The following is a 25933-nucleotide window of genomic DNA, read 5'->3' as shown; positions in this document are numbered from 1 at the left end:
AGGCTGTATGACTGGAAATGTCTGGAAATTCGCGGTGGACGTCTATGCCCGGCCGGGCGTGGAAACGGCTTGCCTCGCGCTTCAGGAGCAAGGTGCGGACGTCTGCCTGTTGCTGGTCGCCGCCTGGCTTGGCAGGCGCGGTGTGAGCTGCTCGAAAGAACGCGCCCAGATCCTGGAGAACGCCGCGCGTCCCTGGCGCGAAACGGTCATCGAACCCCTGCGCAGATTGCGTTGCGCCTGGCGCGAAGCGGCAACCCACGACGCCTGCCTGGCCGAACTCCGCGAGGAAATGAAGGCCCAGGAACTACGAGCGGAACGGGAACACCTGCAACGCCTGGCCGACCTGGCCACAGCCTGGCTGGAGGGCCAGGAAGCGAATCGCAGTGCGGATGCCTGGCTGCAAGCCTGCAGCCGGGACATCTGCACGGAAGCAGAGCGCCGGGCTTTGCTGGTGCTTGGCTCGGCGGCTTTGCAGACAGCGCCTTAGGAGGCGCTGGTCGGGGCGGCGCCGTTGCTGCCCGCGGCAGGCGTTGCCGAAGCAGCGCTGGAGGCGGCTGCCGGGGCGCTGGGAGTCGCCGCAGGCTTCGCAGCAGGAGCGGTGGCGGGCTTGGTTGCGGCAGGTTTCGCGGCTACGGGTTTCGCCGCAGGCTTGGCCGCCGGTTTCGCCGCAGGCTTCGCAGCCGGCTTGGCTGCAGGCTTCGCGGCCGCGGATTTCGCCACAGGCTTGGCCGCCGGTTTCGCCGCAGGCTTCGCAGCTGGCTTGGCTGCGGGCTTCGCGGCTGCGGTTTTCGCCGCGGGCTTGGCCGTCGGTTTCGCGACAGGCTTCGCTGCCGGCTTGGCGGCGGGCTTCGCGGCTGCGGTTTTCGCCGCAGGCTTGGCCGCCGGTTTCGCCACAGGCTTCGCCGCCGGCTTGGCTGCGGGCTTCGCGGCTGCGGTTTTCGCCGCGGGCTTGGCCGCCGGTTTCGCAGCAGGCTTCGCCGTCGGCTTGGCTGCGGGCTTCGCTGCCGCGGTTTTCGCCGCAGGCTTGGCCGCCGGTTTCGCAGCAGGCTTCGCAGCCGGCTTGGCCGCAGGCTTCGCCGCTACGGTTTTCACCGCAGGCTTGGCTGCCGCCTTCGCAGCAGGTTTGGTCGCGGGTTTCGCCTTGCGGCTCTCCAGAGCCTTGCCAGCAGCTTCCTTCACCTTGCCGACACCCTGCGCCAGCTTGAGGCTTTCCTGTACGTCACGCTTGAGGCCGACGATGTAGGTACGGGTGTCCGCCTGCCGGGCCTTCAGGGTATCCAACGCCTCTTCCAGGTCGCTGATGGTCTCGCGCGCCTTGGCCTGTGCCTTGGTCTTGCCGGCCTTGGCAGCATCCTGCAGCTTGGTGCGAGCCTTGTGCAGCTTTTCCTGGGCTTTGCCACGTTGCTTTTCAAGTTTGGCCAGGAGCTTTTCCGAATCGACCAGCGCTTGTTTGCACGCACCTTCCAGGTGCTCGACAAGGCTGTGGGAAAGTTGCTGCAACAGGTGCAAGGGGGTGGTGACGGGCTTCTTGTTGGCCGACATGACGTGCCTCCAGGCGGACGTGGTTGCGCCCATACTAGACCCGCACACCCCCTCTCGCCAACGGGTTCGATGTGCTACAAGCGACGTGCGCCAGGATTGCCCGCCGATTCGTTTGGAGAAACCGCATGCCGCGCCGCCTTTTCATCGGTCTTTTTCTACTGCCGCTGCCGCTTTTCGCCGCGCCTCCCAAGGACGAACTGGCCTATGCCGTAGGCGCCCGCCTGGGTATGCGCCTACAGCAGGAAATGCCCGGCCTAGAGCTATCCGAGCTACTTCTCGGACTGCGCCAGGCCTATCGCGGCGAGGCACTTGAAATCCCCCCCGAACGCATCGAACAACTTCTGCTGCAACACGAGAACGCCACGACGGAAACACCGCGGACCACACCCGCCGAGGCCCGCTTCCTGGCCAACGAAAAAGCCCGCTTCGGCGTCCGCGAATTGACCGGCGGCGTCCTCGTCAGCGAATTACGTCGTGGCCAAGGTAACGGCATCGGCGCGGCAACCCAGGTACACGTCCGTTACCGCGGCCTGCTTGCCGACGGTCAAGTGTTCGACCAGAGCGAAAGCGCCGAGTGGTTCGCCCTGGACAGTGTGATAGAGGGATGGCGCACAGCGTTGCGAGCGATGCCTGTCGGCGCGCGCTGGCGAGTGGTGATTCCTTCGGCGCAAGCCTATGGCCACGAAGGCGCTGGCGACCTGATCCCGCCCGACGCTCCGCTGGTCTTCGAGATCGACCTGCTGGGCTTCCGCTGAAATGCAAAAACGGCGCTCTCCCGCATGGAGACGCGCCGTTTCGTAACGACTCGCCGGTGAATCAGACCGGTACTGCCGAACCCTCTGCGCCGCTCTGGCTGTGGGCGTTGTGCAGGACTTCGATGAGGCAGTCCTCCAGCTCGAAGCGTTCGTGCAACTGTTGCCGCAGGACCTTCAGCTCCGCGATGAGGCAGGCTCCTTCACGGCAATCGCCGTTGTCGCAGCGGTCGTTGAAGTTCAGCGCGGATTCGGTGATGGCTTCCAGCCGGGGGAAGATCTGCTTGGCCAGCTCCAGGCCGCGCTGATCGCCGAAGGCCTTGCCTTCCGCCGTCAGTTGCTCGTAGACCTCGAAGTGTCCGGCAGATACGTAGTCCAGCAGCAATTGGCAGAAATGCTGGAGTTCTTCGGCGTTGGGCGCCGGTGCCTGAATACCGCTCAGGGCATCGAAGGCCTGCACCAGTTGCTGGCGCTCATGCAGCCAGCGATCGATCAGTTGGTGCACGCCCCCCCACCGCTCTTGGGCATTACGGCAGCTTTCGAGCATGTTGTCCTCGCTTCCCTCTTCGGACGTCCCGGAGAATCATCGTCCGCTCCGAGACGCATTGCTGACGCACTCTCTGCGCTCTGTGGGAGAACGCCTGTGCAAGGGGCGGACTCCGGCGCTACGGAAAGCCAGATTATGCCCCCCGGATGACCCCATCAAGACGCCCGTACAGAAAAATTCATACGGATGTTTGATCGGTATCCCGCATCCGCTCTGGTTTTCGCCAAATCGATACGGCCGACGCTCGAGAGCTGACGAAAGACCACGAGACAGCCCGCATCAGGCGCGTCGGAGGAACTGCACGATGGAGAAGCCGAGATAGGCAACGAACGCCAGCAGGCTCCATTCCGGAATGCTCAGGGTGAATAGCGTCCAGCTCACCTGGGCACAATCCGCGGTGCCATGCAGGACCAGGCGGATCACTTCCTGGAAGGGAAGCGCCTGCATCATGTAGTCGAGGCTGGGCAGGCAGGCCGGCAGTTGGTCCAGCGGAACGGTCTGCAACCATACCTGGCGGGCGGCCGTGGCCCCGCCGCCGAGAGCGAGCAGGAACACCAGCACGGAGTAGATACGCCGCCCACGCAGGCCGGGCCCCTGGATCGCGCCAGCAAGGCAGGTCAGGCCGATCAGGATGAAGAAGATCCGCTGCACGACGCACAGCGGGCAGGCCTCCAGGCCAACCACATGTTCCAGGTACAGCGCCCCGCCCATGATGGCGACGCAGGCCAGGAACGCGAGAAGGAAAAGCTGACGGGGGCTGGCCAGGGGCATGGCGGATCCACAGGTACACAGGGGAAAGGCCGCCTACGGTAGTGGAAAGCCTCCGGCAGTTTCAAGCCGCAAGGCAGCTCTGCGGCAAGGCATCCCGAATCATGCCGGGCACCCGCGACAAGCCGCCACAGTCCTGCCGATGGAGCCGAACGGGGAACGCCACCCGGCGTTCCCCATGCTCAAATGCCCGCCACCACCACGGGCAGCCCCGGAGTACGCCGATCGAGCAGGACCAGGCCCTCCTGGAACAACTGGTTGCTGCGCTCGACCTCGCCGAGCTGCGCCAGCAGGCGTCCCAGCTCGGCGCAGGTCTCGGCACTGCGCTGGAAGCTCAGGCTGGCCTCCAGGTATTCCCGGGCCTTGCCCCAGAGCTTGTTGATCAGGCACAGGCGCCCCAGGGTCAGCAGCAGGCCGGGATCGTTCGGGTGTTCCTTGAGCCAACCTTCCGCGGCCTGCAATTGCTTGCCCGGATCGCGCCCGCGCACTTGCCCGTAGAGTTGCACCAGGGTCGCGTCGAAGCCTTGCTTGAGCGCATGGCGGAGGACTTCTTCGGCCTCTTCCTCGGCGCCCAGGCGAAGCAGTTGGGCGGCATAGCCCGCGACGATCGCCGGGTCTGCACGCAGCGCCGAAGGCACGTTCTGCCAGCGCTGGGTCAGCGGCTGCAACGCCGTCTCGCCCTCGTTCAGTCCACGCTCGCCGGCTTCCTGCAAGGAAGCCACCCAGGCACGGCGTTCGAGGTCGCGCAGTTCGGAATCCTTCAGCACACGCTCCTTGCGCAGCTCCGGCAGCAGGACGCAAAGGGCCTGCCAGTCGTGCTGGGTGACGTACAGCTGCTGCATCAGCCGCAATACCGTGCGGTGCTGCGGCTGGAGCCCGTGCAGCTCTTCGAGGGTATTGCGTGCCTGCGGGTAGTCGCCGCGATTGATCAGCAGTTGCGCACGGGTCAGGCCGACCAGCAATTGGGCATCCGGCTCGCGCTCGCGAGCCCGGTTCAGCAGGTCGTCGGCCTCGTCGTAGCGCTCGAGTTCGTTGGCGGCCCGCGCCGCGCCGAGGTAATGCATCAGCGGCCGCTCGCCCATCTCCGCAGCCCGCCGCAAATGACGCAGCGCCTGCGGCCAGTTGCCTTCGCCGAGATCGCGCAGGCCGCTGTGCTCGGCCATCTGCACGCGACGCCGGCGGTTGTAGCGCGACCAGGGGTTGACCACCCGCCCCGAGCTGCCGAGCAGGCGCAGGACCAGGCGCACCAGCACCACCAGCAGCCAGACCACCGCCAGCAGGGCGAGGAACGACCACAGGCTGGATTCGTAACGGAAGCTCTTGTAGGCGATCAGCACATAGCCGGCCTGCTCGGAGATCGCCAGCCCAACCAGCGTGGCGACCAGCACCACCGCCAGGACCAGGAGGTAGATGCGTCTCATGGACGGCCCTCCGTGGCCGGAGCCGCCTGCGCCTCGGGCACCAGGTTGCCGGCGGCCTCGCGGCGCGACACGTAGGACTGCAAGGCGCTCAGGGCCGGTGCGAGGTCAGGGACCTGCACGGTGACCGGCTGCTTCACCAACTCATCGATACGCAACTTCAACGCGCGGCTGTCGGCCAGCTCTACGTTGAAATAGCCGTCCAGCACGTCCTGGGCCTGCTTCAGCGCCTGCTCGTAGACTTCCTGCTTGCCATTCAGCGCCGCCCACTGGGCTTGCTCCAGGGCCAGGCCGATGGTCAGACGCACCTGCGCCAATTGCTCGCCGGCCAGCAGCGGACGAATGTCCTGGCCGGCATTGAAGTCGATGCGGATGTAGCGCGAGATCTTCTCCCACCACAGCTCCCAGGTGCTGTTGCCGTCGCCCCAGGCGACATTGCTGGCACCGCTTTCGCCTTCCTTGAAGGTCGGCGTGAGCGGTTGCAACTGGTTGACCTGCTCGCGCAACGCCGCCAGTTGCACGAACAGCCCGGTACGGTCCGGCTCCGGCAACGCACGCAGGGCCTCGAGGCTGGCCGCCAGCTTGGCGCGGGCGGCATAGGCGCCGGGATCGTTCTGCGCGCGCAGGATGTCATCGGCGCCCTGCACCAGTTCGGTGGCGCTGCCCACGTCCTGCAAGGCGGACAGGCGCAGGCTGGCCAGGCGCAGCAGGTGTTCGGCCTCGGCCAGTCGCCATTGCTGGCGGCTCTGGCCGAGGACCTTCTTCAGTTGCTCGCTGAGATGCTGCTGGTCGCCCTGCAGCTCCACCACAAGGCGTCGCCGGGCCTCCAGTTCGTCCGCGGTAGGCAAAGCGTCCAGGCGGGCAGCCAGTTGCTGGTTACGCTGGGCCAGGGATTCGGTCTTGCCACGGGCATCTTCCAGCTGCGCCAGTTGGTCGCGCTCGGTGCCCTGCAACTGCTGGACCTGCCAGAAGCTCCAGCCACCCGCGCCGAGTCCCGCCACGCCAACCAGCAGGGCGAGCAACGCCAGGCCGGTGGCGGTACCGGAACGCCTGGATGCATCGGGTGCAACGGGAGAAGGGGTGGAAGTGGAAGTTCTTGCGTCGTCTTGGGGAGTGACTGCTTCGCTCACAGGTCCATCCTTTGGTCAAGAAAGTTCTAGGCGGCGCTCGTCAGGGCCGCCAGCAAGGCCGGCGCGCTCGCGCCCCGGCAATCAATCACCCGTTGCGCACCCAGTTCGCGCGCCATCTCGGCGACCCGCGGGCTGGGTACGAACAGCGGCAACCGGCCTATCTCGGGCCAATCGGCTGCCGCCAACTGATACAGATTTTGCAAACCCTGTCCACTGCTGACCACCAGGCCGTTCAGGCGTTCCGCCCGCACCCTTGCCAGCAGCTCTCCGGCCGGATAGTCCGGAGCCCGGCGCCGGTAGAGTGGCAGGTAGTCCACCTGCACGCCTTGGCCGCGCAGGCGCTCGGCGAGGAATTCTCGGCCACCTTCGCCGCGCATGATCAGCACTTTCGGATCGTGCACGCGCAGGGAATCCTGGAACGCCGGCAGCGCCAGCAACGCTTCGCTGTCGTCGCCCTGTTCAGGGTAGGTTACGTCGAGGCCGTAGGCCTCGAGGATCGCCGCGGTCGCCGCGCCGACGCTGCACCAGGTCTGCTGCGGCGGCTGCGGCCAGTAGCGGTCGAGCCGCTCCAGCCCCAGGCGCGCCGCCGGCTTGCTGACCACCACCACCGCGCAGTAGCGGTCCAGGTCGAGCATCAGCGTACGCTGCTCCGGGGTTTCTTCCAGCGGATCGATCGCCAACAGCGGCAGGCTGCTGCTATGGACGCCCGCCTCGCCGAGGCTGGCGGCCAGGGCCGCGCACTCCTCGTCGGGGCGCGTCAGCAGGAGCCGCCAGCCGCTCACGGATGTCCGGCCTCGCCGTAGACGGCTTCGAGAATCGCTTCGGCGCCCTGCTCCAGCAGGTCCTCGGCCACCCGCACGCCCAGCGCCTCGGCTTCCGCCAGTGGCGCCCGCCCCTCGGCGCGCAGCAACTGGGTGCCATCAGGCTGGCCGACCAGGCCGCGCAGCCACAGTTGGTCGCCCTCGCGGATGGCGTAGCAGGCGATCGGCACCTGGCAACCGCCGTTGAGCCGCTTGTTCAGCGCGCGCTCGGCAGTGACCCGCAGAGCCGTGTCGGTATGGTGCAAGGGTTCCAGCAAGGCATGCAGGTCGCTGTCGGCCGTACGGCATTCGATGCCGACGGCGCCTTGTCCGCCGGCGGGCAGGCTGTCGTCGACACTGATCGAGGAGCGGATGCGCGACTCGAAGCCGAGGCGGATCAGGCCGGCGGCGGCGAGGATGATCGCGTCGTATTCGCCGGCATCCAGCTTGGCCAGGCGGGTATTGACGTTGCCCCGCAGGAAACGGATCTGCAGGTCCGGCCGGCGCGCCAGCAGCTGCGCCTGGCGGCGCAGGCTGGAGGTGCCGACCACGCTCCCGGCTGGCAGTTGCTCGAGGCTGGCGTAGGTGTTCGAGACGAAAGCGTCACGCGGGTCTTCGCGCTCGCAGATGGTGTAGAGGCCGAGCCCCTCGGGAAAGTCCATCGGCACGTCCTTCATCGAATGCACCGCGATGTCGGCGGCGCCTTCGAGCAGGGCGGTTTCCAGTTCCTTGACGAACAGGCCCTTGCCGCCGATCTTCGCCAGCGGTGCGTCGAGCAGCTTGTCGCCGCGACTGGTCATCGGCAGCAGGGTGACGGTCAAGCCGGGATGCGCCTGTTCCAGGCGCGCCTTGACGTATTCGGCCTGCCACAAGGCGAGGGCGCTCTGGCGAGTGGCGATGCGGATTTCGCGGGACGACATGGGATATTCCGTGCACAGGGATGCGCCCATGATAACAGTTCGAACCCGAGTGCGCGGACGCTGGGCCCGATAGCCGCACCCGGGTCGCTGGCGAACCGCCGACCGCCGTCAGAGCTGATGCATCAGACGCCTGACCCCGGCCACGTGCCGCCGGCTGACGGTCAGCGCATCGCCGTCGAGGCCTTTCAGGTAGAGCTGGAAATGCCCCAGCGGCGTACGCTGCAGGCGTTCGATCCGTTCGCGGGCGACCAGCGCGTTGCGGTGGATGCGCACGAAGCGCTCGCCGAACTCGTCTTCCAGCGCCTTCAACGGCTCGTCCAGCAGCACCTCGCCCTGCGCATGACGCAAGGTCACGTACTTGTGGTCGGCAATGAAGAAGATCACCTCTTCCAGCGGGATCAGCTCGATCCCCTTGCGGGTCCGCGCACTGATGTGGCTGCGCGGACCGCTGCCGCCGGAGGCCGGGGGCTTGGTCAGCGCGGCCAGTTGCACGCGGTTCGGTCGCGAGGCTTTCTTCAACGCCTCGGCCAGGTCTTCGCTGCGCACCGGCTTGACCAGGTAGCCCACGGCGCTGACCTGGAAGGCTTCCAGGGCGAATTCGTCATGGGCCGTGCAGAAGATCACAGCCGGCGGCGCTTCCCGCTCGCAGAGTCTGGCCGCGACCTGGAGGCCGTCCAGACCGGGCATGCGGATATCCAGCAGGACGATATCGGGCTTGAGGCTGTCGATCAGCGTCAGCGCTTCTTCGCCATTGCTGGCCGAGGGCTCGAGGACGCGATAGCCGTCCAGTTGCCCTACCAATCGGGCCAGGCGCTCTCGCGCCAGAGGTTCGTCATCGACAATCAGGACATTCATAAGCTCAGGCTTCCTGCATGAGTCGCGCACATGGATAGCGTAGACAGGTGTAGTGCCGTCCGTCACGGCGCTCGACGCTGAGACTCGCTTTAGGCCCGAAAAGTGCCCCAAGTCGTGCATCGATATTGTGTAACGCCTGTCGCGTGCCTTTCGACGGGGGCGACTCGAGCGCCTCGTCGTAGGGGTTGCTCACACATAGCTGGAACACTCCTTCACGATAAACCGCCTCGACCTGCACCAGGCCACCTTCGACCCGCGGCTGGATGCCATAGATAAGCGCATTTTCCAGCAGCGGCTGCAAGGTCAGTTGGGGGATCGGCAGGTTGGCCGGCACCCCGTGCACCTGCCAGTCCAGTTGCAGGCGATCGCCAAGACGATACTGCTCAATGGAAAGATAGCGCCTTGCCAGCGCCAGTTCCTCCTCCCAGGAAACTAAAGTGCCGGGCTTCGCCAGGCTGGCCCGGAACAGGTCGGACAGGTCCAGCACCGCATGCTCGGCCTTCAGCGGGTCCAGCTCGATCAGGCTGGCGATGCTGTTCAGGCTGTTGAACAGGAAGTGCGGGCGAATCCGCGCCTGCAGCGATTCCAGGCGCGCCTGCAACTCGGCCTGCTGCTGCCGGCGCCACTGGCTCTGCAGGTAAAAGTAGCGCAGCACCAGGGCGGACATGATCAGCGCGATCAGCGCGTGCCGCAGATACAGATTGACCTCGCCGGCACGCGTCAGTTCTCCGCCCAGCTGATAGTGCTCGGCGACCGCCGTGCAGCCCAGGGTGAGGGCCACCACCAACAGGCAGCAGGCACTCCCCGCCAGCGCCACCGGCAGGCGCGCGAGCAATGGCCGCAGGCGGCAGAACAGCGCCGCCGAGAGCAGTACGATCCACTGCACGAACAGCGACGCCAGGGCCAGGCGCACCCAGTTGAAGCTCGGCGTCATCGGTTCCGCCAGCACCAGCACCAGCACCAGCAGCTCCGCCAGCAGCACCAGGGTGAACAGGGCTTCGGCTTCGCAGAGCTCGGGAATGAAGAAGTCGTCTTGGACGGCCGGCCGGGTCGAGCGGCCGGGCTTGAATCGGATAGGCATCGACAGAGTTTCCGCAAGGCCCGGGGCGCCCGCAAGACAGCCGCGGGCGTACGGGCGAAATAAAGCACCGAAATGCCATCTGCCGCAAAAAACCGCGAAACAGCGCTCGTTCCGGCTTCGTCGACGAGCCGCCGGTTTTTCCTCCCGGCCTGCTATCATCGTCGCACTTTGCCCGTCACGCAGGCCGCGCGGCCTGTCCGTTTCTTGTTGCAGCGAGAGATACCATGAGCGTAGAGAAGACCAACCAGTCCTGGGGCGGCCGCTTCAGCGAGCCCGTCGACGCCTTCGTCGCCCGTTTCACCGCCTCCGTCGACTTCGACAAGCGTCTCTACCGCCACGACATCATGGGTTCCATCGCCCACGCCACGATGCTGGCCAAGGTCGGCGTGCTGAGCGACGCCGAGCGCGATGCGATCGTCGACGGCCTGCAACAGATCCAGGCGGAAATCGAAGCCGGCAGCTTCGACTGGCGCGTCGACCTGGAAGACGTGCACATGAACATCGAGGCGCGCCTGACCGACCGCATCGGCGTCACCGGCAAGAAGCTCCACACCGGCCGCTCGCGCAACGACCAGGTGGCCACCGACATCCGCCTCTGGCTACGCGACGAGATCGACACCATCCTCGCCGAGATCACCCGCCTGCAGGAGGGCCTGCTGGGCCTGGCCGAAGCGGAAGCCGACACCATCATGCCCGGTTTCACCCACCTGCAGACCGCCCAGCCGGTGACCTTCGGCCACCACCTGCTGGCCTGGTTCGAGATGCTCAGCCGCGACTACGAGCGCCTGGTCGACTGCCGCAAGCGGGTCAACCGCATGCCGCTCGGCTCGGCGGCCCTGGCCGGCACCACCTACCCGATCCAGCGCGAGATCACCTGCCAGTTGCTGGGCTTCGACGCGGTTGGCGGTAACTCCCTGGACGGCGTCTCCGACCGCGACTTCGCCATCGAATTCTGCGCCACCGCCAGCCTGGCGATGATGCACCTGTCGCGCTTCTCGGAAGAGCTGGTGCTGTGGACCAGCGCGCAGTTCCAGTTCATCGACCTGCCCGACCGCTTCTGCACCGGCTCCTCGATCATGCCGCAGAAGAAGAACCCCGACGTGCCGGAGCTGGTACGCGGCAAGTCCGGCCGGGTGTTCGGCGCCCTCACCGGCTTGCTGACCCTGATGAAGGGCCAACCGCTGGCCTACAACAAGGACAACCAGGAAGACAAGGAACCGCTGTTCGACGCCGCCGACACCCTGCACGACAGCCTGCGCGCCTTCGCCGACATGGTCCCGGCGATCCGGCCCCGGCGCGAGATCATGCGCGAGGCGGCACGCCGCGGTTTCTCCACCGCCACCGACCTGGCGGACTACCTGGTGCGCAAGGGCCTGCCGTTCCGCGACTGCCACGAGATCGTCGGCCACGCAGTGAAGTACGGCGTAGACAGCGGCAAGGACCTCGCCGAGATGAGCCTCGACGAACTGCGCCGCTTCAGCGAGCAGATCGACGCCGACGTCTTCGACGTGCTGACCCTGGAAGGCTCGGTCAACGCCCGCGACCATATCGGCGGCACCGCGCCGAACCAGGTCCGTGCCGCCGTCGCCCGCGGCAGAAAACTGCTGGCACAGCGCTGAAGTCGCGCCCAGTGCCCGGCAGATCTCCCTGTCCTACCCGAGACTTGATCACACGGCGGGACAGGAACGCCCTTGTAGATCGACAGCCACTCTAGTGAAAGTCCTTCTTCGCTAACCGGTCGCAATGGCGGAATAACTCAGCATCAGTGCTCATCATTGAAATCATCGGCCCTCGGCGTGGCAAAAATGCCCTTGGCTTCCTGGCGCCGGTAATAGGCTTCGATGCTTAGCCCGGGATCGATGCGCGCCCTGACGATGCAGGGCTGCTGTTGCCAGGGATACTCATGCAGGCGTCGGTCCAGCTCCTTGCGCTCCTTGGCTGGCCAGCCCTGGTAGGTGCGCTGGCGCCAGTAATGGGGATCGCGTCCGGTATGCCGATCATGCTCGGCGGTGACCGGATCCAAGGGGCGGCTCGGCTCCAGGACCGGCAGGTCGGGCAACGGCTGGGTCACGTCCATGTAGCGTTGCAGGCAGTCCCAGAAGGCCAGGGCATTGACCTTGTCGAGACCGAGGGAGTGGACGCGGGTGGCCAGACAGACCTTGTTGTCGGTATAGCGGTGATGCAACCAGAGCGCATAGTCGTGGCTGCCGTAGCCACTGGGCAGCAATTGCAGCACCGGATCGAACTCGTCGAAGGGAGCGACGAACAGGCGGCGGAAGCGACGCTTGAAGCGGAGCATGCCGTCCAGGCGATTGAATTCACTGCCATCTTGCTTGAAGACTTTGCTGTAGAGCCAAAGGATGGCGCTGAAGCCGACTGCACCCATAAAATAAGTAGCTACGCCTATCCAAATTGCTATTTGCAAACCATTGGTTCCAAATATTGTTCCATACTGGTACAAAGCCAATGGGATTGAAAATAAAAAACCCGACATCTGAATAACGTGAAGATATTTTTTATTCGAAAGAAAGGCCACCATGGATATTACTGAAACAGCCACCACAAAGAATGAGCAAACCAAGGTGTAGAGTTGCTGTATGTCCCTCCTCCACTCTCCGGTGGCTTCTCCCATTATGCCAATTCCCAAAGCAATCCATACAAAAAAATAGCACAGCATCCTAAGCGTGAATATTATATAAGGAATTCTGCTAGAGTTCTGGAACTGCCAACGCATAGAGTTGCAATATGCCTCAGCACCTCCAACCTCTGACTTATCCTCAGCCCCGATCGAAAGCTGCCCTACAATCTCCATTTCCGGATCTAGATTGGCATAGTTCCCAAAGGCAAGATGGGTGTCAAAAATACCATTACGGTTAGACTCCTCCTTCCACCTTGGCGGCGGTAAAGAGTCGTTGACTTCACTGCGATAAGCACTGGCTGAGTACGTGGCATCCATGTGTACAGTCATACGTTGAACTCACTGTTCTCTATCAACCAATAAGGTGGCGCAGCATGGGGGCCCAAGTCGTCCGGGGGAAGGTACCGATTGGCGGATGTGAATGCACTCCAACTCTTCGGGCTGGGTTGAGGCAGGACAAGCCGCTGCTCAGGCTGGTCGGCATTGAGTTCGAACTGTGCGCTGATCTTCAAACCCTGGGTCATGCGCATGCTATAGCGGGCCCGAGGAGACAACTGCGGAATCGGCAGGCTGGCCGGCAGCACATAGAGCACGCTGGCAGCATCCAACGGCAAGGCTTCGAGCTTGGCGGGGCCCGCGGGGACCCGATGGTAGCGCTTGACGCCGAACAGGGTGCCCGGATCGATCGGCAAGCTGCTGAGAAACTCCTGGGCCACCAGGCGGAACGCCTTCTGGCCATTCTCGAACATGGCCAGGAGCGGGGAACTCAGCACCACGGCCCAATCGTTTGCCTCCAGCGCCTGCAACTTGGGGTCGATGCAGGATAGCGCAGTGCGGCTGACCGCTTGGCGACCCCGTTCCGCTTCCTGCAAGACAGATCGATGCGCCGCCGGCGCCAATTTGCGCCAGTCTTCCAGGCGATGGACAAAGACCCGCGGATGGCCGAGGACTCCCAGCAATTGGCGATAGGCCGTTTGCGGGTCTTTCAGATGGGCGAAGCGCTGGTCCTGGCCCATCAGCGAATCGAGCAGGCCAGCCTCGGCGAATTGCCGGCCGAAGGGGCCTTTCTTGACGATGGTTTCCGCATCGCTGTCAGTCAGTAGATTAGCGACCACAGTGCCTCCGATCGCCAAAACCGCACCAGCCAGCAAAGCATAAGGGTTTACTATCCATCCTAGGACGTAGGCACCCCAAAGGCCCCCACCCACTGCGGCCACACCGTAGGCCGCAGCCGCATCGCTATCTCCCTGCCTCAAAGCTCGGTAGCCATCCCATACACTGATGCCTGCACCGAATAGTGTGGCTGCGCCACCAAGCCCACGTAGCAACCCTAACTTAGGGCTGCCTGTTTGAACTTCTAGATTCCTGGCCCATCGAGGGGATATTTGGGCTACCGATATACGTGGGGTTTCTAGATACTTTGCAGTAGATGGTCCGAAAAGCAGCTTTGCATGGCTTCCTCCAGCGGCTGTTAAATCGATTACTGCACCGACAGCCCCGATCGTCCCTCTGTGCTTTTCTCCACTGTCTACAAAGCCACTGTATGCCTGCACCTGCACATTCAAGTTATAAATCGCAAACCCCAGCATCATCGTCGGCACGATGCGAGTGTTCTCCATCACCTGGGTCAACGTGCCTAACTGCGTACGGAATTTCGTGTAGGCAAGCAGGTCCGGGTGATCCTTGGGTACCGCCACCACCATGACGTTGCGCAGGTTGGCGCGACTCATGCCGGTGTCGCGGGGACTGGTGCCGGCCAGGGGATTGCCGGCACCGTCCTGAACGATGGCGCGCCGATAGCTCTTGCGCCTCAGCTCCTGGCGCTCGACCTCGGTCAGACCGTTGCGCAGGCCGGCTCCGCGCACGCCGACGACAACCATGTCGAGCGGCACCTGACTGTCGGGCAGCAGGCGGATACCTTTCATCTTCACCGAGAGGGCGCTCAGAGTATTGAAGGTCGGTGCGAACAAGCGGTCGAGCTGGATCTGGGTGGCGCCCTGGGACAGCCGGCCGAGTTGCTCGACTACGCTGGCGCCGAACACGTCCAGCAGGTCGCCGAGGAAGTAGGCGAGGCTCTTGCCGGCGCTGGGCTGGTCGACCTCGCCCAGCAGACTGGCTCCCAGCATCAGCGTGCTGAGGCCCATTGCATCGGGGTCCGGCGTCCGCGGGCTATCGCGCAGCGCCTGCAGGCGCCGAACCGGCTCGGGAAGTTGTCCTTCGTCCTTGGCCAGGAGCATGGCGCCAAGCGGGTGGCTTGCCTGCAGAACCGTGCTGACCACCCGCTCGACATGTGCCGCCAGCGCCCGGTAGGCGGTACCGCTGTACAGTGCGTCGCAGCGGTCGGGAAGCTGGTTCAGCGCAGCCAGTGCCTCGCTCATCAGGCTGTAGGGCTCCAGCAGGGCTTCGTCGCACTGGTGGGTCCAGTCCTGCAACACCGGGTGCAAGGGGCCTTCCAGCAGGGCAACCAGATGCTCGACCTGCTGCGTCAGGTGGATTCGGCAAGACTGTCGCTCCTCGGCGAAGATCGCCTCGTCCAGTTCGGCCTGATCGACCTCGCCCCTGAGCTTGGCGAGCGGGCCGTCGAGCATGTTGCTCAGCACCTGTGCATAGCGTCCGTTGGGACGGTGCGGCAGCAGTGCATTGAGGCTGCGCAAGTAGGCAGCGCAGTGGCGCGCCTGCGCCGCAGCGTGGCGCAAGGCGAACAGCGAGTCGTCGAGCATCAGCCCGATGAGGTTGGGATGGCCACGCAGCTTGAGGGTTTCCAGTACGTCCTCTCCGGCCTCCAGAGTAGGTAGCGCAGAGGGCGGAGCCTGCTTCAGCAGGGGCGCCAATTCCTGCTGGCGTCGCTGCAACTGGCACACCAGCGACTCTTCGCGAAAGGCGGCGAACGCAGGTGTGAATTCCGCCGGGTCTTCCAGCGCGCTCTCGACATTGAAGTCGCGAGGTCGCAAACCCTGGGCGTGATGATCAATGACCAGCGCGGGATGATGGATGGAGGCTTTCCAGTGCTGGTTGGCCACCGAGGCGTTCCAAGCGGACGCCATCTGCTGGCAGCGCCGGTTGACCCGCTGCGGGTCCTCCTCCAGCCAGTCGATGTACGACCAAGGCCAGGGAGTTTCGCTATAGGCCATGGTGTAGCGTGGGATCACGAACTGCCCCTTGACCAGCACCGGCACCAGGATCAGCGCTTGTGTCTTGCCTACGGCCGGACGCTTGTCCGCACGCTGGCTGCGCCCCTGCAGGAGGTCGACTTCAAACAGGTTGCCCTTGCCATCACACTCCAGTTCGCGCCACAGCTTGCCGTCCTGGAACAGGTAGATCCGTCCCGCCCGCGGTAGCGCGCCGGCGGGCAGCTGGTCGCCATAACCGGCCTTGCCCAGCGTTGGCAGGCGGACCAGCGGCATCACGGCCAGGAAGGTGTTCTGCTGGATACGCTCGTGCTCCTCATGGCCGAGCATATCGCTGGCCACCGGAATCTGCAGGATACCGCCGTCCTGTCGCTCGACGTTCAATGCCAGTCGTGCACGCCGATCGTTCTGGTAGGCGGTGCGCTTGCGCACGCCTTCGTCGATACTCTGGTCCTGGAATCCGCTCATGCCTCGCTCTCCGGTGGCAACAGTACGACCTGGCTTCCTTGCGCCGGGTCTCCCCAGACATCGACGACCAGTTGTTCCGGCCCCTTCCGCTCGGAACGGCTACGCGCCGGGTTGTCCAGTACCTGGCCCACTGTCGCCGCATCCGCGTCGAGCGGCGGCCCCGGCAACAGCGGCGCCGCGCCGCTGCCGCTGCCCGGGCTGCCGCCGGAGTTGACCCGGACGTTGGCCCCGGAGAGGGTCACGCCGCTGGCGTCGAGCTTGAGGAAGCTGCCGCCGCCCTTGAGGGTCAGTTCGGCGCCGGCCTCCAGCACCACCTTCAGGCCGCTGCTCAGGTGGATCTCCTGCCCGGCCTCGACGAACTGGCCGCTGGCGATCTTCAGGTGCTGGTCGTTGGCTACGGTGAGGTGGTCGCTGGCGCGGACCTCCACCTTGCGCTCGGCGTGGGTGGTGCGGTGTTCCTCGGCCTTGAACTCGCTGTAGCTGTTCGCCTCCACGGTGTCGTGGCGTTGGTGACCGACGCGGATCTTCTGGTCGTGCTCGATGTTTTCGTCCCAGTCGCGCTGGGCATGGACGAAGATCTGCTCCTGGCCCTTGCGGTCCTCGATGCGCAGCTCGTTGTAGCCACCGCCGCCAGGGCTGCTGAGGCTCTTGAAGACGCTGCGGGTCTTGTGCGCCGGCAGTTCGTAGGGCACCGGATGTTCCCTGTGGAACAGGCAGCCGGTGACCAGCGGCTGGTCGGGGTCGCCTTCGAGGAAGGTCACCAGCACCTCCATGCCGACCCGCGGGATGGCGATGGCGCCGTAGTTCCTTCCCGCCCAGCCGGAGGCAACGCGTAACCAGCAACTGCTGCTGTCGTCGGCCTGGCCCTCGCGATCCCAGTGGAATTGCACCTTCACCCGACCGTAGCGGTCGCAGTGGATTTCCTCGCCCTTCGGACCGGTCACCACCGCGCTCTGCGTGCCGAGGATGCGCGGCTTCGGCGGCGTCGGTGGGGGACGGAAGAACGCCTCCCAGGGCGTGGCCTGGAAGCGGTTGCGGTAACCCTGCCGGAAGTCGTCCGGGCTCGCCGAGGCATCGGAGACGATGCTTTCCTCCAGCACCTGAGGCTGCCGCCCCTCGTGAATCACCTCGGTGAGCAGCCAGAGGTCGTTCCAGCCCGCCTGGGGATGGGCGGCCAGCGGCAGGAAGTGGCCGCTGAGCAGCAACGGTTGGTCGCTGCGGCCCTCGGCCAGGCGGTAGTCGCTGCGCTGCCGTTCGAGGGCGCGCCTGGCCAGGTGCTTTCCGCGCTCGCGGTCGACGAAGCGACCGGGATAGTCGTAGTCCTCGAGGTCCGGCCGGGCTTCGCCGCGGGCGGCGCTTTCCAGCGTCAGGCGCGGTTTCTCGAAGTCGTAGTCGCGGCGGGTGACGCGGCTGGTGCGGGTTTCCAGGCGTACGCCGAAGCGCTTGACCGCCGGCCGGTCGGCGACCAGGCCGGAGTCCTGCTGGTAGGCCACCGGCGCGAGCCGCGGGAACACCGTCTGGTCGTCGCCGAACACCAGCAGGTGCGCCGTGGCGCTGTGCTGGAAATGAAAGTGGATGCCCTCCTCGCAGCACAGGCGCTGGACGAACTGCAGGTCGCTCTCGTCGTACTGCACGCAGTATTCGCGCTCGGGGTAGCGGGTGCCGAGCTGGAAGCGGTAGGCGTCGGCGAGGATGCCGTGTTCCTCCAGCACCCGGCCGACGATCTGCGGCACCGTGAGGTGCTGGAAGATGCGCTGGTTGGTGCATTGGGCGAGGTAGGCCAGTTGCGGGACGAGGGTGATGCGGTAGCGGGTCAGGCGCTTGCCCGAGTCGCCCTGTCCGGCGCTGCGCACCAGGCCGTGGATACCGTTGCCGGCGGGCCCGAGGGTAAGGAAGGCGGGTTTGTGCAGCAGGCTTTCGAGGTCCGGCACGGGGCGTTCGCCGACCAGCTCCAGGTCGAAGGCGAACGGCTGGCTGATGGCTTCGCGGCCGCTGAAGGAGAGCACCTGCAGGTCGAGGGCGAGGCCGTCGATGGCGAGGCTGAAATGGGTCTGGTTGGCTGCTGCGAACATCCGTTGTCCCTCACTGGCGCAGGCGACCGATTCGATTGTCCTGCCTGGCGCGGGCGAGACAAGGGCGCGCAGGCTCGATCGGAAGCTGCCTACAACAAACAAAGCGGCATCGACCCGGCGCGGGCTTTCCTGGCCACGGCGCTGTGGGTCATCGAGGGCACGACGGCCAGCGAGGCTGGCCGCGTGCGGCGGTCGCGGCTCAGCCGGCGACCGGGGAGCGCCAGTCGTCGGAGCCGGAGGTGCCGGAGACTTCGTGGGTCCAGGTGATCTTGCGGTAGGTGAAGTGCACGTCTTCCAGGTGGGTGAAGTGGGCGTTGCCCGGGTCCTGGCAGTTGTGCATGTAGTCCTTGATGTCGACGATGATCGCGTCTTCCAGGACGGTGGTGTAGTAGTGCTCCTGGGTGCCGGCGGCGGAGGTGCGGTACCACTGGATCTCCACCTTGGTCAGGCGCTCGCCGGAGGTCAGGGCGGCCAGCAGCAGGGGCGAGGCCTTGTCGAAGACCTTGGTGATGACCACCGGCTTGTGCACGCGCTGGCCGGTCGGCTGGCCGGACTGCGGGTCGCGCGGGATGATCACTTCGTGGTTGAAGCCCTGGACCATCACCTGGTCCTCGTGGCCTTCCTGGTAGGTGTTGCCGACCGAATCCTCGGTGAAGGCGCCGGCGGTGATCAGGCCCTGCTTGGTGCCGGTGATGGACATATAGGCGGGGGTTGCCATGGATGCATTCCTTGTCAGTGGTAGCCGGGACGACATGTCCTGGTGCGGCAGCTACCCAACAAGCTTCGTGCCAATAAAATATTTACCTTTTAAATCAAATTCTTGAAGAATCTCCCGGCCCGCACGAACACTTTCCCCTGGGTTTACCCCGAAAAAGTGAGCAAGTTGTTGCACAGTGCTATGCAAGAACTTGCTCACTTCATCGAAGACCCCGTCAGGCCTTGGCCCCAGCGTGGTATCCACAGCTTTTCCCGAAGTTATCCAGCAAAAAGTTGCACACCTGCCGAGTGCCTCAGAGCCAGTTCTTGAACTTGAACCAGAGGTACGGAAGGATCGCCGATACCACCATCATCCCCAGCGCCATCGGATAGCCGATGGACCAGTCCAGCTCGGGCATGTCCTTGAAGTTCATGCCGTAGACGGTGCCCACCAGGGTCGGCGGCAGGAACAGTACGGCGGCGATGGAGAACACCTTGATGATGCTGTTCTGCTCGATGTTGATCAGGCCAAGGGTCGCGTCGAGGAGGAAGTTGATCTCGGTGGACATCTTCGCCAGGTACTCGTCCAGCGAGCGCACGTCGCGCTCCACGGTCTTCGCCAGCACCTTCGCCGGCTCGGAAAGCCAGCCGTTGCAACCCTGGCGGAAATAGCTGTTCATCCGATTGATGCTGAGCAGGCTGTCGTTGAGCTTGGACAGCAGCGAGCTGCTGCGCCCGAGGTGCTTGATGATCTGCTGCAGGTCGGTCTTCGGCTTGCGGGTCTGGGCGGTGGACTCGGCGAAGATCTCCCGCGACATGCTGCTCAGTTGCCCCTGTACGGCCTCCAACACGTCGGCGATGCGGTCCACCAGGCTGTCCATCATCAGGGCGAACAACTGGGTGCTGCTGCGGTTGGCGTCGAGCTGGCGGATGCAACGGTTCTCGAACTCGCGGAACGAACGCAGGTCGGCGTAGCGCACGGTAATCAGCCATTTCTCGCTGAGAACGAAGGTCACTTCCTCTGTGCTCGGCCGGTGCTCGGTGATCCCGCCGACCACCGAAGTGGTCATGTAGAGGACGTTGCCGTCCTCGTAGAAGCGCGACGAATCCTCGATCTCGGCCATCTCCTCGCGGGTCGGGATGTTCACCTGCAGGTGGGATTCGAGCAGGCGCTCCTCTTCGGGGGTCGGGTGATGCAGGTCGATCCACAGGGTGCCCGGCGGCAACCCCCGCTGGGCATCGTCGTGCTGGCGTCGCTCCAGGCGGTCGCCGGAAAGGATGTAATAGGTGATCATGTCGGGTATCGCTACCTTCGCGGCCATCCGTTGGCCAAGCAGGGTGGACAACTTCCCGCCGCCGCACAAGCGGTACTTTGCGCCAGAACGAGGAACGCCCGATGAGCGAACAGGACGACAACCAGGAAGACGGCTTCGCCGAGGAAAAACTGATCCAGGCCATCGAGAACCAGATCGAAAGCGAGAATCCGCCGGCGGCGCGCGCCGTGTTCAACAAGCTGACCCTGGTCGGCTACGAGCGCGACGAGGCGCTGGGCATGATGGCCTACGTGCTGGCCCACGAGATCAACGCCATGCTCGCCGCCGACCGCGCTTTCGACAGCGCCGGCTACGAGCATGCGCTGCGTGCCCTGCCGACGTTGCCGGACGACGAATGAGCGGAGCCGGGCCGACTGGTGCCGGCGAATGCCCCTCGTATCCATGCGGTTTTGTTTCGCCAAACGCCTGCCGCTCTGGTAGAAAGGTGGCGCCCACTCTCCGTGCCACCTGCTTTCGCGGAGCGATACCGGATGCGATCCTGGTTCCACTTCCTGCCCATCTGCCTGCTGCTGGCCCTTTCCGGCCCGGCAGCGGCCGTCCCGACAGAACCCCTGGTGCTCGGCGCCGAAGACGACTGGTATCCCTATACCGCCTACAAGGACGGCCGCATCCAGGGCATGAGCGCGGACATCGTGCGGGCCGCCTTCAGGGCTGCGGACACGCCGGTCCAGCTCAATCCCTACCCCTACTCCCGCTGCATGAAGCTGGCCCTGAAAGGCTTGATCGCCGGCTGCTTCAATACCTCGCCGAACCCGCACATCCTCGCCGACTACCGTCTGCCCCGGCATCCGTTGTTCCGCGCGGAGATCCAGCTCTGGGCGCGACGCGACGAAGCGCGGCCGGTGAATGCGGAGCAGGCGCTGAGCGGACGGAAAGTCGCGGTGACCCTCGGCTATGAATACGGCGACGGCTTCGATCGCCGCCACGACCTGGTGCGCATCCCGGTGCGCAAGGACTACTACGGTTTCCTCATGCTCCAGCGCGGCCGCGTCGACTACGCCCTGGCCTACCGCAATACGGCTCGCCAGTTGTTCAGCGAACATCCCGAACTGGAAGGCCAGTTCCAGCCGGTGGCCACGGTCCACCGCCCGGAGCTGTACCTGTCGTTCTCGCGCCGCCACCCGCAGGCCGAGCATCTGCTCGAACGCTTCGACCTCGGCATGCAGCGCATCCTCGCCAGCGGCGAGTACCAGAAGATCCTCGACGGCTGGAGCCAGGCCGCCGACGCTACGCCCTAGTCCAACTACACTCACCGGTGCTCAACACCGCAAGGAGCCGACATGGCCTTCACTCCCGAGCTGATCGACGAACTGGAACTGCTGGCGCTCTTCAACCTGAACAACACCCAGGAAGGACTCAAGGTCCATCACACCGCCGACGGCAAGGCCGTCGCCGCCGCCCGACGCCTGCACGACAAGGGGCTGATCGACCAGCCCGACGGCGGCTACCTGACCAGTCTGGGGCTGGACGCCGCGGAGCAGGCACAGGGCCTGCTGACCATCCTCAAGGGTTGACGGAAGCGGCCATCGCGACCTGCTCCCGACAGGCCGCGACGGTTGCCCCGGTTCGCGGTGCGGCGCTCAAGCCGCCGCGCTTCCGGGCGATACAATGGCATGACCGGAGCCAGGCACGGCGCCTGGCCTTGCCTGTGCCCGGACGCCCATGAACCGACACCCCGCACTCAGCCTCGATCTCGACGATGGCATCGACCGCAAGGTCCTCGGCCAGTTGCGCCAACGCTTCCTGGCGGTCAATGCCGGTCGCCTGCAACGCGCCCGGCAGGCGTTGTCCAGCCGCCAGGAGCGGGTCCTGCGCCTGCTACCGCTGCTGTTCCACATCAACCATCCGCTGCTGCCGGGCTACCTGTCGGCCAGCACGCCAGCGGGCCTGAGCGGTTTCGAGGCGGACGACGAAGTACTCGCCGAAGCCCAGCGCCTGGCCCGCTCGTTTGTCTACAAGCCACGCAGGCAAGAACCCGCACAGCAGCCGATCCACGGCCTGTTCCTGATGGGCAGCCTGGGGAGCCTGGCCCAGGAGGAACAGAGCGATCTCGACCTCTGGGTCTGCCATGCCCCAGAACTGGAGCCCGGCGCGCGCCAGGAGCTGCGCCGCAAGTGCGCGTTGATCGAGGACTGGGCGCGCAGCCAGGGCAGCGAGGTGCACTGTTTCCTGATCGACGTCGCCCGTTTCGGCCAGGACGAACGCAAAGACTGGAAAGAGTCCGGCGGCGACGGCAATACCCAGCACTTCCTGCTGCTCGACGAGTTCTACCGTAGCGCGATCTGGCTCGGCGGACGCACCCCTCTATGGTGGCTGGTGCCGCCGGCCCATGAACGGCGCTACGACGAATACTGCCGGACCCTGCTCGGCAAACGCTTCATCCGCGCCGAAGAGGTGCTCGACCTCGGCCACCTGGCGCACATCCCCGCCCGGGAGTTCATCGGCGCCGGCCTCTGGCAGTTGTCCAAGGCCATCGATTCGCCCTACAAGTCGCTGCTCAAGCTGCTGCTCACCGAAGCCTACGCCAGCGAGCACCCGCGGGTCCGCTGCGTCGCCCTGCGCTTCAAGGAGCAGGTATTCGCCGGCCAGCTCGATCTCGACGAACTGGACCCCTACGTCCTGGTCTATCGCCATCTCGAACGCTACCTGCGGGAACAGCAGGCGCCGGAACGCCTGGAACTCGTGCGGCGCTGCCTGTACCTCAAGGTCGGGCGCAAGCTCGGCGGTCGCCAGCGCCAGGCGCAGAAGGGCTGGCAGCACCTGTCGATGGAGCGGCTCGTCGCGGAATGGCAATGGGAGCCTCGCCGCTTGGCCCTGCTCGACAGCCGCAGCCAGTGGAAGATGCGCCAGGTGATGGAAGAGCGTCGCACGGTGGTCAACGAACTGACCTACAGCTACCGCCTGCTGTTCCAGATCGCCCGCCAGCAAGGCGCTGACAGCGGCATCGACAGCCGTGACCTGGGCCTGCTCGGCCGCCGCCTGTATGCCGCCTTCGAGCGCAAGGCAGGCAAGGTGGAGAACATCAACCCGGGGATCGCCCCGGATCTCGGCGAAGACGTCCTGACCCTGGTCCAGCTGCCCGCCAACGACGACCGCGAGCAGGCGCAGTGGGCGATCTTCCCCGGTGCCCTGGGCGCTCACCAGTGGCCTGACTACGCGCCTCTGAAACGCAGCCTCAGGCTGGTCGAGCTGCTCGCCTGGTGCCATCGCAACGGCGTCATCGACAGCGCCACCCGGCTGTCCCTGCATCCCGGCCAGAGCGACCTCGGCGATGCCGAACTGGACAATCTCCTGGGCAGCCTGCGGCAGTTTCTGCCTGTCCCCCTGGCGACCGTGGACGACGCCGACCTGCTGCAACCGCGTCGGCTCAAGAGCGTCCTGCTGCTGGTAAACGTCGGTGTCGACCCACTGCGCCACCACAGCCAGATGAACCTGCACATGGCTACCGGGCGTACCGACGTGCTTGGTTATGCCGGGGTGCGCGACAACCTGGTGCTGACCCTCGACCAGCTCAGCCTCAACAGCTGGAACGAACTGACGGTGCGCCATTACGCAGGCCCCCAGGCGCTGCCCGAGTGCCTTGCCGAGTTCCTCGACGCCGTCCGCGAAAAGCCCGGAAGCCCGCCGCAGCCGCCCGAACTGATGGTGCGCTGCTTCTGTCGCAACCGGGCCGCCGCCATCGCCGTGCGGGTCGAAGAGCTGTTCCGCGAGACCTACGGGCAACTGCTTGGCGGCCAGCCAAGCCGCTACCTGCTGCAGATCCGCCAGCAGTACCACCTGCTGGAAATGTCGCCGGAAGCGGTCAGCCACGAGAGCCTGCCCGACCTGCCGAGCCTGCTCCAGCACCTGGGCCGCGAGCGAGATGGCTACAGCGCCCTGAAGCTGGATCGTCACGCCCTGGAGGGCGAGGACCTCGGGCCGATCCTGTCCATGGGGCGGCCGGACTGCATCCAGGTGTTCTACCGGCGCGACTTCGACAGCGCCGAGATCAGCCTGCTCGACGAACGCAACGCCCTCTGGCGCCAGCGCCAGGCATTGCGTGACGAACGCAGCCTGCTCGCACCGCTGCAGCGCTTCCTGCAATCGCTGCTGTACCGGCACAACGCCCTGTCGCTGGCGGAACAGGTGCCGGCCGCGCTGGATATCCGCTACTACGAGTTGCTCTCCAACGACGGCAGAGTGCATGTCGAGCCTCGCGAGGCGCCGGAGGCCCTGGCCGGGCCCGCGCTGTACGAGCTACAGGCGCTACTCGAGCGCGGCGAACGCAAGCGCGTGCAGGTCACCCTGTACTGCGACCACCAGGAGTTTTCCGAACTGGAGTACGGCGCCGGCCTGTTCAAGGCGGTCGCCCGGCATATCCTGGCGCATCGCGCGGAAAGCGAACCCTACCCCTGCTACCTGACCGACCTCGACCTGTCGCGGCTGTTCGCCGACGAACAGCCGCAAACGCTGCACTATCTGCGTTATAAAAGCGTCCTGGAAACGGCGCTGAACCAGGCGCTGCTGGAACAATGACCCAGCGCCGCACCGCGCGGGGCTCGACAAGGACGTACGGATGGCACTCCTCGGTATTACCCTGCTCGCTGGCGCCGCATTCGTGGGCGGCTATCTCTACCGCCGCGGCCTGGATCGCCGGCGCTACCGCTTCATCCAGCAATTCCGCCTGCCGCCGCGGGTCGCCCAGGCGGTCCGCGAGCGCTATCCGCAGCTCAGCGAGGAACAGGTCCAACGGGTGCTCGGCGGCCTACGCGAATACCTGCTGCTATGCCGCGCAGCCGGCAAGCGGATGGTCGCGATGCCGTCCCAGGTGGTGGATGTCGCCTGGCACGAACTGATCCTGCATACCCGGCTCTACCAGCACGTCTGCCGCAAGGGACTCGGACGCTTCCTCCACCATACGCCGGCCCAGGCGATGCGCAGCCCCCGACAGGCCCAGGAGGGCATCCAGCGCGCCTGGAAGCTGGCCTGCCGCCGCGAGGGCATCGACCCACTGAATCCCACGCGCCTACCGCTGCTGTTCGCCCTCGACACGGAACTGGCGATCGCCGACGGCTTCCGCTACGCCCTGAACTGCGCGCAGCGGCAAGACGGCGGCGCAGCGGTGTATTGCGCCAGCCATATCGGTTGCAGCAGCGGCTGCGCCAGCGATAGCGGCAGTACCTTCGGTTCGGACGGACAGGATTCGCGCCACGGCTGCGGCGGCGATAGCGGCGGAGACGGCGGCAGCGGTTGCGGGGGTGGAGGATGCGGGGGCGGTGGGGGCGACTGAGGGTCGCGAAGCCCGTCGCCGAATGGCGACGGGCGAAAACCGATCAGCGCGCGTAGTCGCCGGCGGCTTCCGGCTGGTATTCGATTTCCAGCAGGGTCAGCTTCAGCGTCTTGCCGCTCGGCGCCGGCCAGTCGATGGTCTGGCCGATGGTCAGGCCCAGCAGCGCGGTGCCCACCGGCGCGAGGATCGAGACCTTGCCTTCGCCGGCGACGTCTTCGGGATAGACCAGGGTCAGGGTGTACTCCTTGCCGCTGCTTTCCTCGCGGCAGCGCACGGTGGAGTTCATGGTCACGACGCCCGGCGGAATCTCGTCATGCCCCACCACCTGGGCGCGCGACAGTTCGGCCTCCAGCGCCTCGGCGGCGGGTCCGAATTCGTCCAGGCCATCCAGCAGGCGCTCCAGGCGCTGCAGGTCCAGACGAGTGATGGTGATCGGCGGCGTGCTCATGATCGCAGGCGTGCTCCTTGGTCCGGTTCGGTTGATCGATGAAAAGCAGGAATCGCAAAAAAGCAAA

At 65.4% G+C, this 25933-nt stretch carries 24 protein-coding genes; 8 read left to right on the top strand and 16 right to left on the bottom strand.

Features of this window, described 5'->3' with window-relative positions:
* Positions 1-7: 7 nt before the first annotated feature.
* Positions 8-487, top strand: coding sequence for a TIGR02444 family protein (locus HMPREF1224_RS29035; RefSeq protein WP_003099227.1), 480 nt, complete (start codon positions 8-10; stop codon positions 485-487).
* Here the strand turns inward: HMPREF1224_RS29035 and algP are convergent.
* Positions 484-1542 carry an alginate regulator AlgP gene (algP, locus tag HMPREF1224_RS29030; RefSeq protein ID WP_003115263.1) on the bottom strand — a complete coding sequence of 353 codons (1059 nt, stop codon included), beginning with the start codon at positions 1540-1542 and terminating at the stop codon, positions 484-486. The two genes, HMPREF1224_RS29035 and algP, sit on opposite strands and share 4 nt — an antisense overlap.
* Before the next feature lie 125 nt (positions 1543-1667).
* Between algP and HMPREF1224_RS29025 the strand changes: the two genes are divergently transcribed.
* Positions 1668-2297 (top strand): FKBP-type peptidyl-prolyl cis-trans isomerase, encoded by a 630-nt coding sequence (locus HMPREF1224_RS29025; RefSeq protein ID WP_003099229.1) that lies wholly within the window; start codon positions 1668-1670, stop codon positions 2295-2297.
* A gap of 61 nt (positions 2298-2358) precedes the next feature.
* Here the strand turns inward: HMPREF1224_RS29025 and rsd are convergent, their stop codons facing one another.
* The 8 genes from rsd to algZ all read right to left on the bottom strand — a co-directional run bounded on the left by rsd (position 2359) and on the right by algZ (position 9813).
* Entirely contained in the window at positions 2359-2841 is a 483-nt protein-coding gene (rsd, locus tag HMPREF1224_RS29020) for a sigma D regulator (protein ID WP_003120370.1), read from the bottom strand.
* 279 nt (positions 2842-3120) lie between these two features.
* Positions 3121-3612 carry a disulfide bond formation protein B gene (locus tag HMPREF1224_RS29015; protein ID WP_003099230.1) on the bottom strand — a complete coding sequence of 164 codons (492 nt, stop codon included), beginning with the start codon at positions 3610-3612 and terminating at the stop codon, positions 3121-3123.
* Positions 3613-3791: 179 nt separating this feature from the next.
* Positions 3792-5030 (bottom strand): heme biosynthesis protein HemY, encoded by a 1239-nt coding sequence (locus HMPREF1224_RS29010; protein ID WP_003096390.1) that lies wholly within the window; start codon positions 5028-5030, stop codon positions 3792-3794.
* Complete coding sequence (locus tag HMPREF1224_RS29005) at positions 5027-6157, bottom strand: uroporphyrinogen-III C-methyltransferase (RefSeq protein ID WP_010793655.1); 1131 nt, start codon at positions 6155-6157, stop codon at positions 5027-5029. The genes HMPREF1224_RS29010 and HMPREF1224_RS29005 overlap by 4 nt, the downstream gene beginning before the upstream one ends.
* 26 nt (positions 6158-6183) lie before the next feature.
* Complete coding sequence (locus HMPREF1224_RS29000; protein WP_003114032.1) at positions 6184-6939, bottom strand: uroporphyrinogen-III synthase; 756 nt, start codon at positions 6937-6939, stop codon at positions 6184-6186.
* Positions 6936-7877, bottom strand: coding sequence for a hydroxymethylbilane synthase (hemC, locus tag HMPREF1224_RS28995; protein ID WP_003114031.1), 942 nt, complete (start codon positions 7875-7877; stop codon positions 6936-6938). The genes HMPREF1224_RS29000 and hemC overlap by 4 nt, the downstream gene beginning before the upstream one ends.
* A gap of 108 nt (positions 7878-7985) precedes the next feature.
* Positions 7986-8732 (bottom strand): alginate biosynthesis regulator AlgR, encoded by a 747-nt coding sequence (algR, locus tag HMPREF1224_RS28990; RefSeq protein WP_003096397.1) that lies wholly within the window; start codon positions 8730-8732, stop codon positions 7986-7988.
* Between the two features lie 4 nt (positions 8733-8736).
* Positions 8737-9813 carry an alginate biosynthesis two-component system sensor histidine kinase AlgZ gene (gene algZ, locus HMPREF1224_RS28985; protein WP_003096404.1) on the bottom strand — a complete coding sequence of 359 codons (1077 nt, stop codon included), beginning with the start codon at positions 9811-9813 and terminating at the stop codon, positions 8737-8739.
* A 224-nt stretch (positions 9814-10037) separates the two neighbouring features.
* Between algZ and argH the strand changes: the two genes are divergently transcribed.
* Positions 10038-11432: an argininosuccinate lyase gene (argH, locus tag HMPREF1224_RS28980; protein WP_010793654.1), complete on the top strand. Its 1395-nt coding sequence runs from the start codon at positions 10038-10040 to the stop codon at positions 11430-11432.
* Positions 11433-11575: 143 nt separating this feature from the next.
* Here the strand turns inward: argH and HMPREF1224_RS45660 are convergent, their stop codons facing one another.
* The 6 genes from HMPREF1224_RS45660 to HMPREF1224_RS28955 all read right to left on the bottom strand — a co-directional run bounded on the left by HMPREF1224_RS45660 (position 11576) and on the right by HMPREF1224_RS28955 (position 20110).
* Entirely contained in the window at positions 11576-12199 is a 624-nt protein-coding gene (locus HMPREF1224_RS45660) for a hypothetical protein (protein WP_003099240.1), read from the bottom strand.
* A 578-nt stretch (positions 12200-12777) separates the two neighbouring features.
* Positions 12778-16047: a hypothetical protein gene (locus tag HMPREF1224_RS28970; protein WP_010793653.1), complete on the bottom strand. Its 3270-nt coding sequence runs from the start codon at positions 16045-16047 to the stop codon at positions 12778-12780.
* Positions 16044-18119 carry a type VI secretion system Vgr family protein gene (locus HMPREF1224_RS28965; RefSeq protein ID WP_010793652.1) on the bottom strand — a complete coding sequence of 692 codons (2076 nt, stop codon included), beginning with the start codon at positions 18117-18119 and terminating at the stop codon, positions 16044-16046. Before HMPREF1224_RS28965 ends, HMPREF1224_RS28970 begins: the two co-directional genes overlap by 4 nt.
* Before the next feature lie 199 nt (positions 18120-18318).
* Complete coding sequence (locus tag HMPREF1224_RS28960; RefSeq protein WP_003083317.1) at positions 18319-18837, bottom strand: Hcp family type VI secretion system effector; 519 nt, start codon at positions 18835-18837, stop codon at positions 18319-18321.
* A gap of 51 nt (positions 18838-18888) precedes the next feature.
* Positions 18889-19080, bottom strand: a complete 192-nt coding sequence (locus tag HMPREF1224_RS45410) for a hypothetical protein (protein ID WP_123788632.1) — start codon at positions 19078-19080, stop codon at positions 18889-18891.
* A 49-nt stretch (positions 19081-19129) separates the two neighbouring features.
* The gene (locus HMPREF1224_RS28955; protein ID WP_003096411.1) at positions 19130-20110 is read right to left on the bottom strand and encodes a magnesium transporter CorA family protein; all 981 of its coding nucleotides are present in this window, start codon (positions 20108-20110) and stop codon (positions 19130-19132) included.
* 101 nt (positions 20111-20211) lie between these two features.
* Here HMPREF1224_RS28955 and HMPREF1224_RS28950 point away from each other — a divergent pair, with 101 nt between their 5' ends.
* The 5 genes from HMPREF1224_RS28950 to HMPREF1224_RS28930 all read left to right on the top strand — a co-directional run bounded on the left by HMPREF1224_RS28950 (position 20212) and on the right by HMPREF1224_RS28930 (position 25418).
* Positions 20212-20487 (top strand): hypothetical protein, encoded by a 276-nt coding sequence (locus HMPREF1224_RS28950; RefSeq protein ID WP_003114340.1) that lies wholly within the window; start codon positions 20212-20214, stop codon positions 20485-20487.
* A 132-nt stretch (positions 20488-20619) separates the two neighbouring features.
* Complete coding sequence (locus HMPREF1224_RS28945; RefSeq protein WP_003096415.1) at positions 20620-21387, top strand: substrate-binding periplasmic protein; 768 nt, start codon at positions 20620-20622, stop codon at positions 21385-21387.
* A gap of 42 nt (positions 21388-21429) precedes the next feature.
* Complete coding sequence (locus HMPREF1224_RS28940; protein WP_003096418.1) at positions 21430-21663, top strand: TIGR02647 family protein; 234 nt, start codon at positions 21430-21432, stop codon at positions 21661-21663.
* Positions 21664-21811: 148 nt separating this feature from the next.
* Positions 21812-24664 carry a class I adenylate cyclase gene (locus HMPREF1224_RS28935; protein WP_010793651.1) on the top strand — a complete coding sequence of 951 codons (2853 nt, stop codon included), beginning with the start codon at positions 21812-21814 and terminating at the stop codon, positions 24662-24664.
* A gap of 40 nt (positions 24665-24704) precedes the next feature.
* Positions 24705-25418, top strand: coding sequence for a glycine-rich domain-containing protein (locus HMPREF1224_RS28930; protein ID WP_003118053.1), 714 nt, complete (start codon positions 24705-24707; stop codon positions 25416-25418).
* 43 nt (positions 25419-25461) lie between these two features.
* On the opposite strand, the gene rnk is transcribed toward HMPREF1224_RS28930, so the two are convergent.
* Positions 25462-25866: a nucleoside diphosphate kinase regulator gene (rnk, locus tag HMPREF1224_RS28925; protein WP_003096424.1), complete on the bottom strand. Its 405-nt coding sequence runs from the start codon at positions 25864-25866 to the stop codon at positions 25462-25464.
* Positions 25867-25933: the final 67 nt, after the last annotated feature.

Origin of the sequence: Pseudomonas sp. P179 (genome assembly GCF_000478485.2) — a bacterium.
In the GTDB taxonomy this organism is placed as follows: Bacteria; Pseudomonadota; Gammaproteobacteria; order Pseudomonadales; family Pseudomonadaceae; genus Pseudomonas; species Pseudomonas aeruginosa.
The sequence above is the reverse complement of the archived record's forward strand: the minus strand, read 5'-3'. Positions and strand labels throughout refer to the sequence as shown.

Excerpts from the sequence above, each read along its gene's own strand:
- HMPREF1224_RS28950 (WP_003114340.1), top strand. The coding sequence starts at position 20,212 with ATGAGCGAACAGGACGACAACCAGGAAGACGGCTTCGCCGAGGAAAAA.
- HMPREF1224_RS45660 (WP_003099240.1), bottom strand. The coding sequence starts at position 12,199 with ATGGGTGCAGTCGGCTTCAGCGCCATCCTTTGGCTCTACAGCAAAGTC.
- rsd (WP_003120370.1), bottom strand. The coding sequence starts at position 2,841 with ATGCTCGAAAGCTGCCGTAATGCCCAAGAGCGGTGGGGGGGCGTGCAC.
- rnk (WP_003096424.1), bottom strand. The coding sequence starts at position 25,866 with ATGAGCACGCCGCCGATCACCATCACTCGTCTGGACCTGCAGCGCCTG.
- HMPREF1224_RS28945 (WP_003096415.1), top strand. The coding sequence starts at position 20,620 with ATGCGATCCTGGTTCCACTTCCTGCCCATCTGCCTGCTGCTGGCCCTT.
- algP (WP_003115263.1), bottom strand. The coding sequence starts at position 1,542 with ATGTCGGCCAACAAGAAGCCCGTCACCACCCCCTTGCACCTGTTGCAG.
- HMPREF1224_RS28960 (WP_003083317.1), bottom strand. The coding sequence starts at position 18,837 with ATGGCAACCCCCGCCTATATGTCCATCACCGGCACCAAGCAGGGCCTG.
- HMPREF1224_RS29025 (WP_003099229.1), top strand. The coding sequence starts at position 1,668 with ATGCCGCGCCGCCTTTTCATCGGTCTTTTTCTACTGCCGCTGCCGCTT.
- HMPREF1224_RS29010 (WP_003096390.1), bottom strand. The coding sequence starts at position 5,030 with ATGAGACGCATCTACCTCCTGGTCCTGGCGGTGGTGCTGGTCGCCACG.
- algR (WP_003096397.1), bottom strand. The coding sequence starts at position 8,732 with ATGAATGTCCTGATTGTCGATGACGAACCTCTGGCGCGAGAGCGCCTG.
- algZ (WP_003096404.1), bottom strand. The coding sequence starts at position 9,813 with ATGCCTATCCGATTCAAGCCCGGCCGCTCGACCCGGCCGGCCGTCCAA.
- HMPREF1224_RS28955 (WP_003096411.1), bottom strand. The coding sequence starts at position 20,110 with ATGATCACCTATTACATCCTTTCCGGCGACCGCCTGGAGCGACGCCAG.
- HMPREF1224_RS29015 (WP_003099230.1), bottom strand. The coding sequence starts at position 3,612 with ATGCCCCTGGCCAGCCCCCGTCAGCTTTTCCTTCTCGCGTTCCTGGCC.
- HMPREF1224_RS28940 (WP_003096418.1), top strand. The coding sequence starts at position 21,430 with ATGGCCTTCACTCCCGAGCTGATCGACGAACTGGAACTGCTGGCGCTC.
- HMPREF1224_RS28965 (WP_010793652.1), bottom strand. The coding sequence starts at position 18,119 with ATGTTCGCAGCAGCCAACCAGACCCATTTCAGCCTCGCCATCGACGGC.
- HMPREF1224_RS28935 (WP_010793651.1), top strand. The coding sequence starts at position 21,812 with ATGAACCGACACCCCGCACTCAGCCTCGATCTCGACGATGGCATCGAC.
- argH (WP_010793654.1), top strand. The coding sequence starts at position 10,038 with ATGAGCGTAGAGAAGACCAACCAGTCCTGGGGCGGCCGCTTCAGCGAG.
- HMPREF1224_RS28970 (WP_010793653.1), bottom strand. The coding sequence starts at position 16,047 with ATGAGCGGATTCCAGGACCAGAGTATCGACGAAGGCGTGCGCAAGCGC.
- HMPREF1224_RS28930 (WP_003118053.1), top strand. The coding sequence starts at position 24,705 with ATGGCACTCCTCGGTATTACCCTGCTCGCTGGCGCCGCATTCGTGGGC.
- hemC (WP_003114031.1), bottom strand. The coding sequence starts at position 7,877 with ATGTCGTCCCGCGAAATCCGCATCGCCACTCGCCAGAGCGCCCTCGCC.
- HMPREF1224_RS29035 (WP_003099227.1), top strand. The coding sequence starts at position 8 with ATGACTGGAAATGTCTGGAAATTCGCGGTGGACGTCTATGCCCGGCCG.